The sequence below is a fragment of the Streptomyces sp. NPDC110618 genome (genome assembly GCF_055657065.1).
Map to the genome: position 1 here is coordinate 298004 of NZ_JBVKBN010000006.1, position 14689 is coordinate 312692.

15 protein-coding genes are annotated in these 14689 nt (G+C 72.1%); 8 read left to right on the forward strand and 7 right to left on the reverse strand.

What is annotated here, in order from left to right:
• Positions 1-2: 2 nt before the first annotated feature.
• The 7 genes from ACZ7L7_RS14570 to ACZ7L7_RS14600 all read right to left on the reverse strand — a co-directional run bounded on the left by ACZ7L7_RS14570 (position 3) and on the right by ACZ7L7_RS14600 (position 7697).
• Positions 3-1769 (reverse strand): ABC transporter ATP-binding protein, encoded by a 1767-nt coding sequence (locus ACZ7L7_RS14570; protein WP_285512654.1) that lies wholly within the window; start codon positions 1767-1769, stop codon positions 3-5.
• A gap of 39 nt (positions 1770-1808) precedes the next feature.
• Positions 1809-2666, reverse strand: coding sequence for an aldo/keto reductase (locus ACZ7L7_RS14575; RefSeq protein WP_472075974.1), 858 nt, complete (start codon positions 2664-2666; stop codon positions 1809-1811).
• Between the two features lie 167 nt (positions 2667-2833).
• Positions 2834-4102 (reverse strand): ABC transporter substrate-binding protein, encoded by a 1269-nt coding sequence (locus ACZ7L7_RS14580; RefSeq protein WP_472075976.1) that lies wholly within the window; start codon positions 4100-4102, stop codon positions 2834-2836.
• Positions 4099-5232, reverse strand: coding sequence for a branched-chain amino acid ABC transporter permease (locus ACZ7L7_RS14585; RefSeq protein WP_472075978.1), 1134 nt, complete (start codon positions 5230-5232; stop codon positions 4099-4101). Before ACZ7L7_RS14585 ends, ACZ7L7_RS14580 begins: the two co-directional genes overlap by 4 nt.
• On the reverse strand, positions 5225-6121 hold the full coding sequence (locus tag ACZ7L7_RS14590) for a branched-chain amino acid ABC transporter permease (RefSeq protein WP_285512658.1): 897 nt from the start codon (positions 6119-6121) through the stop codon (positions 5225-5227). Before ACZ7L7_RS14590 ends, ACZ7L7_RS14585 begins: the two co-directional genes overlap by 8 nt.
• The gene (locus tag ACZ7L7_RS14595; RefSeq protein WP_285512659.1) at positions 6118-6918 is read right to left on the reverse strand and encodes an ABC transporter ATP-binding protein; all 801 of its coding nucleotides are present in this window, start codon (positions 6916-6918) and stop codon (positions 6118-6120) included. The genes ACZ7L7_RS14590 and ACZ7L7_RS14595 overlap by 4 nt, the downstream gene beginning before the upstream one ends.
• A complete protein-coding gene (locus tag ACZ7L7_RS14600) occupies positions 6915-7697 on the reverse strand; it encodes an ABC transporter ATP-binding protein (protein WP_285512660.1) in 783 nt (260 codons plus the stop codon). Before ACZ7L7_RS14600 ends, ACZ7L7_RS14595 begins: the two co-directional genes overlap by 4 nt.
• 549 nt (positions 7698-8246) lie before the next feature.
• Here ACZ7L7_RS14600 and ACZ7L7_RS14605 point away from each other — a divergent pair.
• The 8 genes from ACZ7L7_RS14605 (at position 8247) to hypA (ending at position 14687) form a co-directional block, all read left to right on the forward strand.
• Positions 8247-9764, forward strand: coding sequence for a hypothetical protein (locus ACZ7L7_RS14605; protein ID WP_285512661.1), 1518 nt, complete (start codon positions 8247-8249; stop codon positions 9762-9764).
• Complete coding sequence (locus tag ACZ7L7_RS14610) at positions 9761-10849, forward strand: NADH-quinone oxidoreductase subunit B family protein (protein ID WP_472075981.1); 1089 nt, start codon at positions 9761-9763, stop codon at positions 10847-10849. The genes ACZ7L7_RS14605 and ACZ7L7_RS14610 overlap by 4 nt, the downstream gene beginning before the upstream one ends.
• Before the next feature lie 66 nt (positions 10850-10915).
• Positions 10916-12709, forward strand: coding sequence for a nickel-dependent hydrogenase large subunit (locus tag ACZ7L7_RS14615; RefSeq protein ID WP_093721898.1), 1794 nt, complete (start codon positions 10916-10918; stop codon positions 12707-12709).
• Positions 12702-13241 (forward strand): NifU family protein, encoded by a 540-nt coding sequence (locus ACZ7L7_RS14620; RefSeq protein ID WP_453607233.1) that lies wholly within the window; start codon positions 12702-12704, stop codon positions 13239-13241. Before ACZ7L7_RS14615 ends, ACZ7L7_RS14620 begins: the two co-directional genes overlap by 8 nt.
• The gene (locus tag ACZ7L7_RS14625) at positions 13238-13828 is read left to right on the forward strand and encodes a DUF5947 family protein (RefSeq protein WP_453607235.1); all 591 of its coding nucleotides are present in this window, start codon (positions 13238-13240) and stop codon (positions 13826-13828) included. The genes ACZ7L7_RS14620 and ACZ7L7_RS14625 overlap by 4 nt, the downstream gene beginning before the upstream one ends.
• A gap of 46 nt (positions 13829-13874) precedes the next feature.
• A complete protein-coding gene (locus ACZ7L7_RS14630; protein WP_285512665.1) occupies positions 13875-14081 on the forward strand; it encodes a hypothetical protein in 207 nt (68 codons plus the stop codon).
• Positions 14082-14146: 65 nt separating this feature from the next.
• On the forward strand, positions 14147-14341 hold the full coding sequence (locus tag ACZ7L7_RS14635) for a hypothetical protein (protein WP_285512666.1): 195 nt from the start codon (positions 14147-14149) through the stop codon (positions 14339-14341).
• Positions 14342-14348: 7 nt separating this feature from the next.
• Positions 14349-14687: a hydrogenase maturation nickel metallochaperone HypA gene (gene hypA, locus ACZ7L7_RS14640; RefSeq protein ID WP_285512667.1), complete on the forward strand. Its 339-nt coding sequence runs from the start codon at positions 14349-14351 to the stop codon at positions 14685-14687.
• The last annotated feature ends 2 nt before the right edge of the window (positions 14688-14689 follow it).

The window sequence follows — 14689 nt, forward strand, 5'->3', positions numbered from 1 at the left end:
CGTCAGGCGACCTGACCGCTGTGCAGGGCCGCGTAGGCGCCGCCCCGGAGCAGCAGTTCCTCGTGGGTGCCGGTCTCCTCGATCCGGCCGTCGGCCATCACCACGATGCGGTCGGCGCCCCGCACGGTGGACAGCCGGTGCGCCACGACGAACGTGGTGCGCCCGCGCATCAGCCGGGCGAGCGCCTGCTGCACCAGCGCCTCCGAGCGGGTGTCCAGCGCCGAGGTCGCCTCGTCCAGGATCAGCACCCTCGGGTCGCGGATCAGGGCGCGGGCGATGGCCAGGCGCTGGCGCTGGCCGCCGGAGAGTCGGGCGCCCCGCTCCCCCACCAGGGTGTCCAGGCCCTGCGGCAGCCGGTCGACGAACTCCAGCGCGTTGGCGTCCCGCAGGGCCGCGCGCACGCTCTCCTCGTCGGCGTCGTCCATGCCGTAGGCGACGTTCTCCCGGACCGTGCCGTCGAAGAGGATCGACTCCTGCGGGACGACCGAGACGAAGCGCCGGTAGGTGCGCAGGTCGAGGGTGGTCATGTCGGTGCCGTCGAGCAGGATCCGGCCGCCGGTCGGGCGGATGAACCCGATGACGAGGTTGAGCACGGTGGACTTGCCCGCGCCGGAGGCGCCGACCAGCGCGATCGTCTCCCCCGGCGCGACCGTGAGGCCGAAGTCGCGGACGGCGGCCCGGTCCTCGTCGTAGGCGTGGGTGACGTGCTCGAAGGTGACGGCGCCGCGCAGCGCGGTCAGTTCGGCCTTGCCCTCGTTGTCCTCCAGTTCGGGCGCCTGGAGCACCTCGCCGACGGAGCGCACCGACTCCAGGCCCTTGGTGATGACGGGGGCCAGACCGGCGAGGGTGGTCGTCGAGTTGGTGAGGGTGGTCAGGAAGGCGCTGAGCATCACCACGTCGCCGGGGGTGACACCCCAGACACCGTAGTACGAGACCAGGGCCGCGCCGGCCAGGACGAGCACGCCGACCACGTTGAGGACCACCCAGGACAGCGAGCCGAAGCGGCCGTTGACCAGGTCCAGGCGCATCCCGGAGGTCAGCAGGCGGCGCAGGGTGCCGTCCATGCGGCGCAGCGCCTTGCGCTCCAGGCCGTGGGCGCGGGTGACGGGGATGAGCCGGGTCATCTCGGTGACCCGGGAGGAGAGGGTCTCGACCTCGTGCCGGAAGTGCTCGTTGTGGCTGCGCAGCCGTGCCCTCAGTCTGGCGACGATCAGCGCGGCGACGGGCACCACGACGAGGAAGACGGGCAGGAACTCCGGGGTGCGCACGCCGATGATGACGAGGCCGCCGATGAGCACGGTGGTGGCGCCGAGCCCGAGTTCGGCGGTCTGCTGCACCATCTGCTCCACGGTCTCCACATCGCGCACCACCTTGGCCTGGAGCACTCCGGCGCTGACCCGGGAGTGGTAGCCGATGGAGAGCTGCTGCATCCGGGTGCACAGCGCGGAGCGCAGGGTGGTGCCCATGCGGCGGACGCTGCCGTAGAGCAGGCGGACGTAGAGCACGTGCAGCGGGTAGTTGACGACGAGGATGAACAGGATCAGACCGGTGCTGAGCCACAGACGGCTGATCGGGTGGTGGGCGACAACGGTGTCGATGATCTCCGCGGTGATCAGGGGCAGCAGCCAGACGGGGCTGTGCTTGACGGTGAACACGCCCACCGCGCCGATGAGTCGGCGGCGGTCGGCGCGCAGCAGGTAGCCGAGGGTACGGACCGGGTGCTCGCCCCGGTAGCGGTGGTCGAGGGGTCTTTCCAGCGGCGAGGCCACGGGCGGTGATTCCTTTTCGGGGTCCGGAGTGGTGAGCGGCTACACCGCGTCCAGCAGGGCGATGTCCTCGGCCGTCAGGGTGAGGTCGGCCGCGGCGACGGAGTCACGGATGGTCTCCGGGCGGCTGGCGCCGGGGATGGGGACGACGACCGGGGCCTTGGCGAGCATCCAGGCCAGGCAGACCCGCTGCGGGCTCACCCCGCGGGCCTCGGCGACGGCGGCGAACGGCGCGTAGGCGGAGCCCAGTTCGCGGGCGCGGGAGATACCGCCGAGGGGGCTCCAGGGCAGGAAGGCGATGCCGAGTTCGGCGCACAGGCGCAGTTCGGGCTCGCTGGAGCGGAAGGCCGGGGAGAACTGGTTCTGCACGGAGACCAGCCGGCCGCCGAGGATCTCGTCGGCCTCACGGATCTGGTCGGGGTTCGCGTTGGAGATGCCGGCCATCCGGATCTTGCCCTCGTCGAGCAGTTCCCGGATCGCGCCGACGGACTCCGCGTACGGCACGCGCGGGTCGGGGCGGTGGAACTGGTAGAGCCCGATGGCCTCCACGCCCAGTCGGCGCAGGGACGCCTCGCAGGCCCGCTTGAGGTACTCGGGGCGGCCGTCCAGGGTCCAGCTGCCGTCGCCGGGGCGCAGGTGGCCGCCCTTGGTGGCGACGAGCACGGCGCCGCCGCGGTCGTGGGAGGCGAGGGCCTTGGCGATCAGGGTCTCGTTGTGGCCGACCTCGTGGGCGTCGCGGTGGTAGGCGTCCGCGGTGTCGATGAGGGTGACACCGGCGTCCAGGGCCGCGTGCAGGGTGGCGAGGGAGCGGGCGGTGTCGGGGCGGCCCTCGATGGACATGGGCATCGCGCCCAGTCCGACGGCGCTGACGTCGATGTCACCGATGCGGCGGGAGTGCATGGGGTAGTGACCTCTTCCGGATCTCACGCGGAGTGCGAGGGGACACTCAAGCGTGGCTGCCGGACGGGTCGCGGGTCCAATAGAGGATGGAGAACGCATTCATCGTTGGCGGCGCTGAATCCCGGTCCGCGGCGCCGCCGGGGCACCGCGGACCGGGTGATGCGCCGTCAGTTCTTGGCGGCCAGGTACTCCTTCACTCCGGGTGCCTCGTGCGCGTCCTCGACGTTCACCATGGCGCCGACGGCCTTGGCGTCCGGCCTGAGCACGTAGGTGGCCGAGCTGGCCGGCTTGGCCATGTCGGAGAAGTCCTGCGGGCTGCCCAGACCGGTGTCGATGTCGTTCTGCGAGCGGTGCGCGGCGACCACGTCCTCGCGGGCGAGGCTGCCGTTGTCGCAGGCCTTCTTCAGGTCGGCGCCCATGAGCTGGGCGGCGTTGTAGCCGGAGAGCACACCGGAGTCGACCAGGGCGCCCGGGTACTTCTTCTGGTAGGCGGCGACCATCTTCTGCACGCCGGGCACGTCGGCGCTGACGGCGGGGGCGGCGCTGACGACGTTGAGCATGGCCTCCAGGGCGGCAGCGGCGGGGGTGTCCATCAACTGAGGTGCGAATCCGGGGGCGCTGCTGACGACGGGCACCTTCAGTCCGCGGGAGGCGGCGACACCGACCAGGGAGGCGGTCTGGGCCGGTCCGGCGCTGATCAGGATGGCCTTGACGCCCTCCTTGCGCAGCGCGGAGACCTGCGCGGACAGATCGGTGTCGGTGGCCTTGATCTTCTGGCCGACGACCTTCATCCCGGCCTTCTTCGCGGCCCAGGTGGAGCCTTCGAGCGCGTTGGCGCCGTAGTCGCCCTCGAAGTAGACGTGACCGATCCTGTCGCCCTTCTTCAGGCCCTTGGTGCGGGTGAGGAAGTCGACGGCGGCGATCATGTCGAGGTCGTAGGTGGTGCCGATGACCTGGACGGAGTCCTTGCCCAGCAGGGAGGCGGCCCAGGCCTGCGGGAAGGTGAGCACCTTGTCCCGCTCGATGTCGTCGAGCAGGGCGGCGACCACCGGCGAGCCGATGACCTGGGGCAGGGCGACCACGTCCGGGGAGATGTCGGCGTAGGCGGTGACCGCCTTCTGCACGTCGTAGCCGTGGTCCTTGACGACGATCTCGACCTTGCGGCCGCAGATCCCGCCCTTGGCGTTGGTCTCGTCGGCCCACATCTGCTGGGCCTGCACGATGGACTTGCCGAGGGTGGCGTACGGGCCGGTCAGGTCGGTGAGGGCGCCGAGCTTGATGGTCTTGTCGGTGACGCCGGGCCCGGCCTTGACGCCGTCGGCGCCGTCCGCGGCGCTGCCGCCGTCCGCCTTGGAGCTGCATCCGGTGCCGGCCAGCAGCAGGGCCGCCACTGCGGCGGCCAGGACCGTCCTGGTGCGGTGAGTCGGGTGGTTCACGGTGTCGGCTCCTTGGCTCGTACGGCTGAGGCGGGTGAGGGGGTCGGGGTCGCGGGGTCCGCGTCCTTGGCGGCGGAGCGCCGGCGGCTGCGGATCCGGGCGCGGGCGCGCCTGAAAAGTCCGTGCAGTCCGTCGGGGGCGAAGAGCAGGATCAGGACGATCGCCGCTCCGTAGAGGTAGCGGGCGGCCTCGGTGGGGCCGACCACGCCGTCGGTGGTGCCGGGGGCGGCCACCAGGGGGAGCTGGTCGGCGTACCGGGTCATCAGCAGGGGCAGCGCGGTGACGAAGACCGCGCCCGCGGTGGCGCCGGCGACCGAGCCGAGGCCGCCGATGACGATCATGGCGAGGTAGTCGACGGAGAGGGCGAGGGCGAAGTAGTCCGGGACCACGCGGCGGAAGGCGAGGGCGAGCATCACCCCGGCCAGGCCCGCGTACATGGAGGAGACCACGAAGGCCGCCGAGCGGTAGCGGGCGATGTGCACGCCCAGCACCGCGGCCGCGGTCTCGCTGTCCCGCAGCGCCACCAGGGCCCGGCCGGGGCGTCCGCGCAGCAGTCCGCGGGCGGTGAACCAGGTCAGCGCGAACAGCGCGAGGCCGAGGTACCACAGGCGTTCCTCGGCGCCGAACGGCACGCCCAGCACGGTGAGTTCGGGGTCGGCGCCGGTGAAGGTGAACCCGCCGATCTCCAGCGGCGGCACCGAGCGGCCGTTGAAGCCGCCGGTGACGGAGTCCGCGGTGAGCAGGACGTGGTGGCCGAGGAAGACCAGGGCGAGGGTGGCGACGCCCAGGTAGATGCCGCGCACCCGGCCGGCGACGGGGCTGAACAGTCCGCCCGCGGCCCCGGCGAGCAGCACCGCGAGGACGAGCGCGAGCACGGGTGGCAGCCCCGGGCCCGGCTCTCCGGCCAGCCAGACGTATCCGTACGCGCCGACGGCGAGGAAGAAGGCGTGGCCGAGGGAGAGTTGGCCGGCCGTGCCGGACAGCAGGCCCAGTCCGACGGCGCCGACGGCGGCGGCCATGGAGAACAGGCCGATGCGCAGCCAGAAGGCGTCGAGGTAGAAGGGCAGCGCGCAGAGCAGGAGGACGAGCAGGGCGGTTCCGGCGCGGTAGCGGCGCAGCAGCTCAGACACGGGCCGCCCCCTTCGCGCCGAACAGCCCGTTGGGCCGTACGAGGAGGACCAGGACCATCACGGCGTACGGCGCGACATCGCCGAACCCCTCGCCGAGGACGTGCAGTTCGGACTGGTATCCGGCGACCAGGGCCTCGGTCAGCCCGATCAGGAGGCTGCCGGCGAGGGCGCCGGGCGGTGAGGCCATGCCGCCGAGGATGGCCGCGGGGAACGCCTTGAGGGCGATCTGCCCGGTCGTGCGCTCAAGTCCCGGCGCCGGGAAGGCCGCGAGGAACACCGCGGCCAGTGCGGCGAGTCCGCCCGCCAGGCACCAGGCGAGGGTGCGCATCCGCACCAGCCGTACGCCCATCAGGGCCGCCGCTTCCAGGTCCTCGGCCGAAGCGCGCAGCGCCAGGCCCCAGTTGGTGTACCGGAAGAGGGCGAAGACCCCGCCGATGACGACGGCGGAGACCACGATCGCGGCGAGGCGGCTGTCCGCGACCGTGATCGGGCCGAGGCCGCTGACCGAGTCGCCCCAGGGGTCGCCGAGGGTGAGCAGGTCGCCACCGATGCGCCGGGACAGGTCGGTGAGCAGGACGATGTCGACGCCGATGGTGACGATGGTCTGCACATGGGCGGCCTGCGCGTCCTGTTCGCCGGCCTGGAGCAGGAAGCGGTCCATCAGCCCGGCCACGGCGGCGGTCGCGAGGACGGCCACCGCGAGGGCGCCCGCGAAACCGAGGTCCTCGTGCAGGACGGCGGTGAGGTAGCCGCCGAGCAGGAGCAGCGAGCCGTGGGCGAAGTTGATGACGCCGGAGGCCTTGAAGATGATGACGAAGCCGAGGGCGACCAGGGCGTACACCGAGCCCAGGGCGAGGCCGTTCAGGACGTTGTCGAGGAAGCCGGTCATGCCGCGGCCTCCCCGGTGGCCTCGGTGCCGAGGTAGGCGCGCAGCACCTCGGGGTCGCCGCGGACCTCGTCGGGGGTGCCGTGGGCGATGACCCGGCCGAAGTCGAGCACGGTGACCTCGTCGGCGAGCCGCATGACCAGGCCCATGTCGTGTTCCACCAGGAGGACGGAGAGGCCGAGTTCGGCGCGGACGGTGCGGATGGTGTCGGCGGTGCGGGCGCGTTCGGCGGCGTTCATGCCGGCCACCGGTTCGTCGAGCAGCAAGACAGTGGGCTCCAGACAGAGGGCGCGGGCGAACTCCACCCGCTTGCGGTCGCCGTAGGACAGCAGCGCGACCGGGGAGTCGAAGTGCGGTCCGAGGCCGGTGAGTTCGGCGATCTCGCGGGCGCGCGCGAGGTGCGCCCGCTGTTCGCGTACCGCGCTCGGCAGGCGCAGGGCGCTGGCGGCGAAGCCCGCGCGGGAGAGGATGTGGCGGCCGAGCATCAGGTTGTCGGCGACGGTTCCCTCGGTGGTGACGATGTTCTGGAAGGTGCGGGCGACGCCGAGGGCGGCGATGCGGTGCGGGGCGAGCCGGGTCAGCTCGGTCCTGCCGAGGGTCACGGTGCCGGAGGCGGGCCGGTACAGGCCGGACAGGACGTTGAAGCAGGTGGACTTGCCCGCGCCGTTCGGCCCGATGAGGGCGTGCACGGTGCCCGGGGCGACCGTGAAGGACACGGAGTCCAGGGCGGTGAGCCCGGCGAAGCGGACGGTGACGTCCGTGACGCCGAGGACGGGCGGTGTGGTGGTGCGGTCGTTCACGCGGCCCCCTGACCGTCGGCGGTCTCGCCCAGGTACAGGCGGCGTACGGCATCGGTGCGGGCGAGTTCGTCGGCCGCGCCGGAGAGTCGGATCTCGCCGACCTCCAGGACGTAGGCGCGGTCGGCGAGGGAGAGCGCCATGCCGGCGTTCTGTTCGACCAGGAGCACGGCGGTGCCCTGGCTGTTGATCTCCTTCACCACGTCGGCGATACGGGCCACCATCTGCGGGGCGAGGCCGAGTGAGGGTTCGTCGAGGAGCAGCAGTTTCGGGGCGGCCATCAGGGCGCGGCCGATGGCGAGCATCTGCTGTTCGCCGCCGGAGAGGAGGCCCGCGGCCTGGCCGGTGCGTTCGGCGAGGCGCGGGAAGAGGTCGAATACGCGGTCGCGGGCCTCGCGGACCTGGGCGGGGGCGCGTCTGCCGAGGCCGAGGCCCCCGGTGCGCAGGTTCTCCTCGACGGTGAGCCCGGCGAAGACCCTCCGGCCCTCGGGGACCTGGACGACTCCGGCGCGCACCGCGGCGACCGGGTCGCGGCCGTCGAGTTCCGTGGCGCCGTAGCGGATGCGGCCCGCGGTGACGGCTCCGCGGTGCAGGCGCAGGGTGCCCGACACCGCCCGCAGCAGGGTCGTCTTGCCCGCGCCGTTGGCGCCGAGCAGGGCGACGACCGCGCCGTGCGGGACGGTGAGCGACACGGAACGCAGGGCGGACAGGGCGCGGCCGTAGGTCACGTCGACGGCTTCGACGCGCAGGGCCGGTTCCGCCTCCGGTGGTGCTTCGGGCATCACGTCTCCTCGGGTCCGTGCCGCACGGGCACGGGTGTTCGGGGAAGGGGTGCTCACGACAGCACGGGCGCGGGCGGGCGGAACAGGTCTGCGGGCGGGGTCGCTGCGCGGTCCCAACCGGGGTGGGCCGGGGTTGTGCGGGTGCCCAGACGGGTGGCGCGCGGCCGCGGCTGCGGATTCCCGGACGGTGGCGTGCCCCCGCCCCGGATTCCCGGACGGTGGCGTGCCCCCACCGCGGATGCCATGACGGTGGCCCGCCGCCTCAACCGCAGACGCCCAGGCGCGGCGCACCCCCACCGCGGACACCCGGACAGCGGCCCACCCCCGCAACCACCGACGCCCAGACCGTGGCGCACCCCCACTGCGGACACCCGGACAGCGGCCCACCCCCGCAACCACAGCCGGACGCCCGGGCGCGGCCCCCGGGCCGCGGGTGCTCCCCCGAACGGCCCAGCGGAGGCGGGTGCGGGGAAGCGGGGTGCCGTTACGGATGTGACCGTCGTGGAAGGGATGTGCGCGCGAACCCGAGCCGAGGAACCAGGAGGCGGCATGCTGACGGGCCTGACCGAGGGCGATGCGGCGGGAGCCGACCCCCTGCGCGGCGAGCACCCCTCCCGGCACTGCTTCGAGCGGCTCGCGGCCCTCGCCGACGCCGTGCTGTACGAGGGCTACCTGCTCTACCCCTACCGCCGCTCCTCCACCAAGAACCGGGTCCGCTGGCAGTTCGGGGTGCTCTTCCCGCGTGACTGGGTGGAGGCGTCCGGCCCTCTCGTCCCGGGGGTGTCCGGCTCCGCGGACTCCTGGTACCAGCGGACCGAGTGCCTGCTGCGGGTCCGCCGTCCCGGCGCTGTCGTAAGGGTGAAGGTGCGCTACCTCCAGATGCAGCACAAGCAGGTCGAGGAGCCCGTCCCGGACGGCGGGTACCGCCCGGTCGCCTCACTGCGGACGGAATCCGGGGCGGCGTATCTGACCTTCGACGAGGCGGTGCCCCGCGAGACCGAGGTCGCGGTCCGTCTGGACGACCTGCTCCAACGTGAACGCACGGTTCCGGTCGGTGCGGCGGCCGGCACGGACACCGAGCCGCTTCCCGAGGGCGTGGGGCGGGTGGTGCGCCGCCGTGAGGAGGTGCGCGCCCACACCACCCTGGTCGCCGAGCACGTCTTCGACGACATCTGCCGGATCCGCGTCCGGACCGCGCACACCGGATCCGCTCCCGGCCTCCGGCTGCCGCGCGACGAGGCGCTGCGCGGCGCCCTGATCGCCACGCACACCCTGCTCGACGGCGACGGCGTGCAGTTCGTGTCGATGATCGATCCGCCCGCGCCGCTCGTCGAGGCCGCCCGCGCCTGCCGCAACGAGTTCACCTTCCCCGTGCTCGGCGGCGAGCCCCCCGAGGACGGCGCCGACACAGGCGGCACCGCGCCCCTGCTGCTCTCCGCGCCGATCATCCTCCCCGACCACCCGCAGGTGGCCCCGGAGAGCCCCGGCGATCTGCACGACGCGGCGGAGATCGACGAGATCCTCAGCCTGCGCACCATGCTGCTCACGGACGAGGAGAAGCGGGAGGCCCGCGCCACCGACCCGCGGGCCGCCGCCATCATCGACCGGGTCGACTCCATGCCCCAGGAGGTCTTCGCGCGGCTGCACGGCGCCGTCCGCTCGCTGAAGCCCGCTGACCCGGCCGCCGACCAGCGCCCCGTGTGGTGGCGGGAGGACGCCGACGCCGAGCTGTCCCCGGTCACCGACACGGTGCTCGTCGACGGTGTGCCCGTCAGCGCGGGCAGCCAGGTCCGGCTCCGCCCGAAGGGCCGCGGCGCGGACGCCCAGGACATGTTCCTGGTCGGACGGACCGCCCAGGTGGCCGCCGTCCTGCACGACGTGGACGGCAGCACGCACCTCGCGGTCACCCTCGACGACGATCCGGCGGCCGAACTGCACTCCTGGTACGGCCGCTTCCACTACTTCCGCCCCGACGAACTCCAACCGCTCACGTCCGCCGACGCGGCGGCCCCCGGCGCGGCACGGACCGACTCCCCCACCGACTCAGAGCGGAGGCCGATGACATGACGACGGACAGCAGCACCACCGAGTCCGGCGAGCAGCCCGAACAGGGCGAGGAACAGCAGGGGTTCGACGAGATCCACATCCTCTGGATCTCCGAGGGCATGAGCTGCGACGGTGACACCGTCTCCCTGACCGCCGCCGACCAGCCGTCGCTGGAGGACCTGGTCCTGGGGCTGATCCCGGGCCTGCCGAAGGTGAACCTGGTCAACAAGGTGCTGTCGCCGAGCCTGGGCGGTGAGGACTTCCTCGCCCCCTACCGGGCGGCGGCACGCGGCGACCTCGCTCCGTTCATCCTCGTCATCGAGGGCTCGATCCCCAACCAGAACGTCATCGAGGGCGACGGCTACTGGACCTCCTTCGGCAACGACCCGGAGACCGGTGAGCCGCAGACCCTCAACGAGTGGATCGATCAACTCGCGCCCAAGGCCTGGGCGGTGGTGACGGCGGGCACCTGCGCGGCCTTCGGCGGCATCCACGCCATGGCCGGCAACCCCACCGGCTCGATGGGCCTCGCGGACTACCTCGGCTGGGACTACCGGTCGCAGGGCGGGCTGCCCGTGGTGAACATTCCGGGTTGCCCGATCCAGCCCGAGAACTTCATGGAGGCCCTGATCTGGCTCCTCCAGCACGCGGCCGGGACCGCTCCCCCGCCCCCGCTGGACCACATGCTGCGCCCGCAGTGGCTGTTCGGGAAGACGGTCCACGAGGGCTGCGACCGCGGCTCGTACTACGAGCAGGCGACCTTCGCCGCTGACTACAACTCCCCCAAGTGCCTGGTGAAGACGGGCTGCTGGGGGCCGGTGGTCAACTGCAACGTGCCCAAGCGGGGCTGGATGGCCGGGATCGGCGGCTGCCCGAACGTGGGCGGCATCTGCATCGGCTGCACCATGCCCGGCTTCCCGGACGCGTTCATGCCGTTCATGGACGAGCCGCCCGGCGGCACCCTGTCGTCGCTCGCCATCAAGCCGTACGGCGCCGTCATCCGCCGCCTGCGCGGCTTCACCAACGAGCTGGTCAACCACGAACCCCGCTGGCGCCACAACAAGCGCAAGCTGACCAGCGGTTACAACCCGCGCTGGCGCCCCTGACACCGTGCGCCGCGCACCCCACCCACGGACCCTGAGGAACACCGACAGCGAGGGGCAGTAACAGCGATGACCACAGCCGAGGCCCGCACGACGGGACGCAAGGCGCCGCAGATCGTGGACATGTCCTGGGATCCGATCACCCGGATCATCGGCAACCTGGGCATCTATACGAAGATCGACTTCGCCAACCGGGAGGTCGTGGAGTGCCACAGCACGTCCTCGCTCTTCCGGGGCTACTCGGTGTTCATGAAGGGCAAGGACCCGCGCGACGCGGGCTTCATCACCTCCCGCATCTGCGGCATCTGCGGCGACAACCACACCACCTGCTCCGACTACGCCCAGCAGATGGCGTACGGCGTCAAGCCGCCGCGGCTGGCCGAGCACATCGTCAACCTCGGCGAGGCGGCCGAGTACATGTTCGACCACACGATCTTCCAGGACAACCTGGTGTTCGTGGACTTCTGCGAGGCGATGGTCAAGGCCACCAACCCCGGTGTGCTGGCCCGCGCCGAGCGCACCGACGCACCGCGCGGGGACATCCACGGCTACCGCACGATCGCCGACATCATGAAGGCCTTCAACCCGTTCGAGGGCGAGGTCTACAAGGAGGCGCTGAAGGTCAGCCGGGTCACCCGGGAGATGTTCTGCCTGATGGAGGGGCGCCATGTGCACCCCTCCACGCTGTACCCCGGCGGGGTGGGCACCCTGCCGCAGCCGACCGTGTTCACCGACTACCTCAGCCGGCTGATGCGGGTCATCGACTTCGTGAAGAAGGCCGTCGCCATGAACGACGACGTCTTCGACTTCTTCTACGAGGCGCTGCCCGGCTACGAGGAGGTCGGCCGCCGCCGCGTCCTGCTGGGCTGCTGGGGCGCCTTCCAGAACCCGGACGTCGTGGACTACCGCTACGAGACGATGGACCACTGGGGCAAGGCGATGTACGTCACCCCCGGCATCGTCGTCGACGGCGAACTGGTCACCAACAACCTCGTCGACATCAACCTCGGCCTGCGCATCATGCTGGGCAGCTCCTTCTACGAGGACTGGGTCAACGAGGACCCCTTCGTCACCCACGACCCGCTCGGCAACCCGGTCGACATGCGCCACCCGTGGAACCAGACCACGGTCCCGGTGCCGCAGAAACGCGACTTCGACGGCAACTACAGCTGGGTGATGAGCCCCCGCTGGCTCGACAGCCGCACCGGGGACCACCTCGCCCTGGACACCGGCGGCGGCCCGCTGGCCCGGCTGTGGTCCACCGCGCTGAGCGGCCTGGTGGACACCCCGTACATCAAGGCCACGGGCAACAGCGTGCGGATCTCGCTGCCCAAGGGCGAGTCGCTGCCGGAGACGACGTTGGAGTGGCGCATCCCGAAGTGGAGCAACACCATCGAGCGCGACCGCGCCCGGCCGTACTTCGTCGCCTACGCGGCCGCGATGGCGCTGCAGTTCCTCGACGAGGCGATGGGCCTGGTGCGGGCCGGTGACACCAAGGTGTTCGAGAACTTCGAGGTGCCGGACGAGGCGATCGGCTGCGGCTTCCACGAGGCGGTGCGCGGTGTCCTCTCCCACCACCTGGTGATCAAGGACCGGAAGATCGCCAACTACCACCCGTATCCGCCCACCCCGTGGAACGCCAGCCCCCGCGACAAGTTCGGCACCCCGGGCCCGTACGAGGACGCCGTGCAGGGGCAGCCGATCTTCGAGGAGAACGGGCCGGACGACTTCAAGGGCGTCGACATCATGCGCACCGTCCGCAGCTTCGACCCGTGTCTGCCGTGCGGGGTGCACATGTACGTCGGCAACGGCAAGACCCTGACCACGCAGCACTCCCCGACGTACGGGGCCAGTCATGGCTGAGGCACCCGCCGAACGGCTCGCCGACGACGACGTGGAGGCCCGACTGGCGCGCCTCAACGAACTGTTGGACGGGCTCGAAGCGACACCTGGGCCCGCCTCCCGCTCCGCCGTGGCGGCGGTCGCGCTGCTGACCGAGGTCTACGGCGAGGCGCTGGCCCGGGTCATGGACCTGGCCCAAGGGACACTCGCCGCGCGCCTCGCCGACGACGAACTGCTGGGCCATTTGCTGGTCCTGCACTCCCTGCACCCGGAACCCGTCGAGGTCCGGGCGGCCCGTGCGGTGGAACGGCTGCGGCCCGCCGTGCGCGAACGCGGCGGCGACGTCGAGTGGGCGGGCGTGGCGGACGGTGTGGGCCGGGTGCGGCTCACGACGGGTGGCGGGTGCGGGTGCGGTGGCTCCGGCGATGTCGCCACCGCGGTCCGGGAGGCGGTGCTGGCCGTCGCCCCCGAGCTGACGGCGGTGGAGCCGGTGGAGGTCGCTCCCCCGGCGTTCGTCCCGCTCACCACGCTCACCCACCGGGGCGCGCCGTGACCGCGCGGGGTGCCCTGGCCCGTCTCATCCGCTCCTCGGCCGACCGCACGACGGATGTGGAGCGGTGCGACCTGTGCGCGGCGCCGGTGCCCGAGGAGCACGCGCACCTGTACGACACCGCCGAGGAGCAGGCCGCCTGCGCCTGCGGCGCCTGCGCGGTGCTGTTCGCCGACGACGGCGCCGGTGACGGCCGCTACCGGCTCGTTCCCCGCAGGCGGATCCGGCTGCCCGAGGTGGACACTGAGGTTCTGGGCGTGCCCGTCGGCCTGGTGTTCTTCGTGCCCCGCGCCGACGGCACGGTCACCGCGGAAGGGCCGAGCCCGGCCGGTGCCATGCGATGGGAGGTGGACCCGGCGGCCTGGCGGCGGCTGGTCGACACGCAGCCGGAGCTCGCCTCGCTGCAACCGGACGTCGAGGCCCTGCTGGTGAACACCGTCCACGGCCTGCGGCACCACTGGATCGTGCCGGTCGACGACTGTTTCCGGATGGTCGCGGTCGTCCGCCGGGCCTGGCAGGGCCTGTCCGGCGGAGGGCAGGTCTGGCCGGCCGTGGAGCGGTTCTTCGAGGACCTCACCGAGCGTCCGTGACCGCCGCGACCGTACGACGGTCACGACGAGGAGGAAGGAGCACCTCATGGGGAGCATCAGGGTGGGCCGGCCCCACACCAGGCCCGACGCGACCGGGCACGTGCCCGGCATGCACCAGGGCAACAAGGGGCCGTACGCCCATCAGAGGGGGCATCACAAGGACGGCACCGCCGACGCGCGCCGTTCCACCGGAATCCACTGGAAACGGCACGACGCTCTGCTCGACGTCATGCCGAACATCCCCCCGGCATGAACGACCGCGCATGAACGACCGCGCATGAACGACCCCGGCATGACGAACGACAGGGAGTGGCCGCGATGAAGGGCCGACGAGCACATACCAAGAAGGTTCCGCCCGTCAGGGCGTCGGAGCACCGGCTGCTGCTGGCCGAGGCCGTGGTGGCGGGCGCGGTGGTCGCCGCGTTCCTGGTCAAGGAGTTCCCGAGTCTGCGCCGGGAGATGCGGATCTGGCGGATGTCCGGCGGGTTCCGCGCCCGCCACCGCTACCCGTGAGCCGGCCGTGCACGAGCTGTCGATCGCGACCGCGATCATCGAACAGGCCGACGCCCGCGCCCGCGCCGACGGCACGGACGCCGTCTCGACGGTCACCGTCCGGGTCGGCGAGCTGGCCGGGGTCGTCCCCGACGCGCTGACCTTCGCCTTCGAGGTGGCCCGCGACGGCACCTCGCTCGCCGGTGCCCGGCTGGTGGTGGAGCAGATCCCCGCGCAGGCCTACTGCGGGCCGTGCGCCGAGGAGTTCGCGGTGGGCATGCCGCCGTTCTTCTGGTGCCCGCGCTGCGACCGGCCCTCCACGGAGCTGCGCAGCGGCCGGGAGCTGGAGATCACCGGCATGCAGTGACG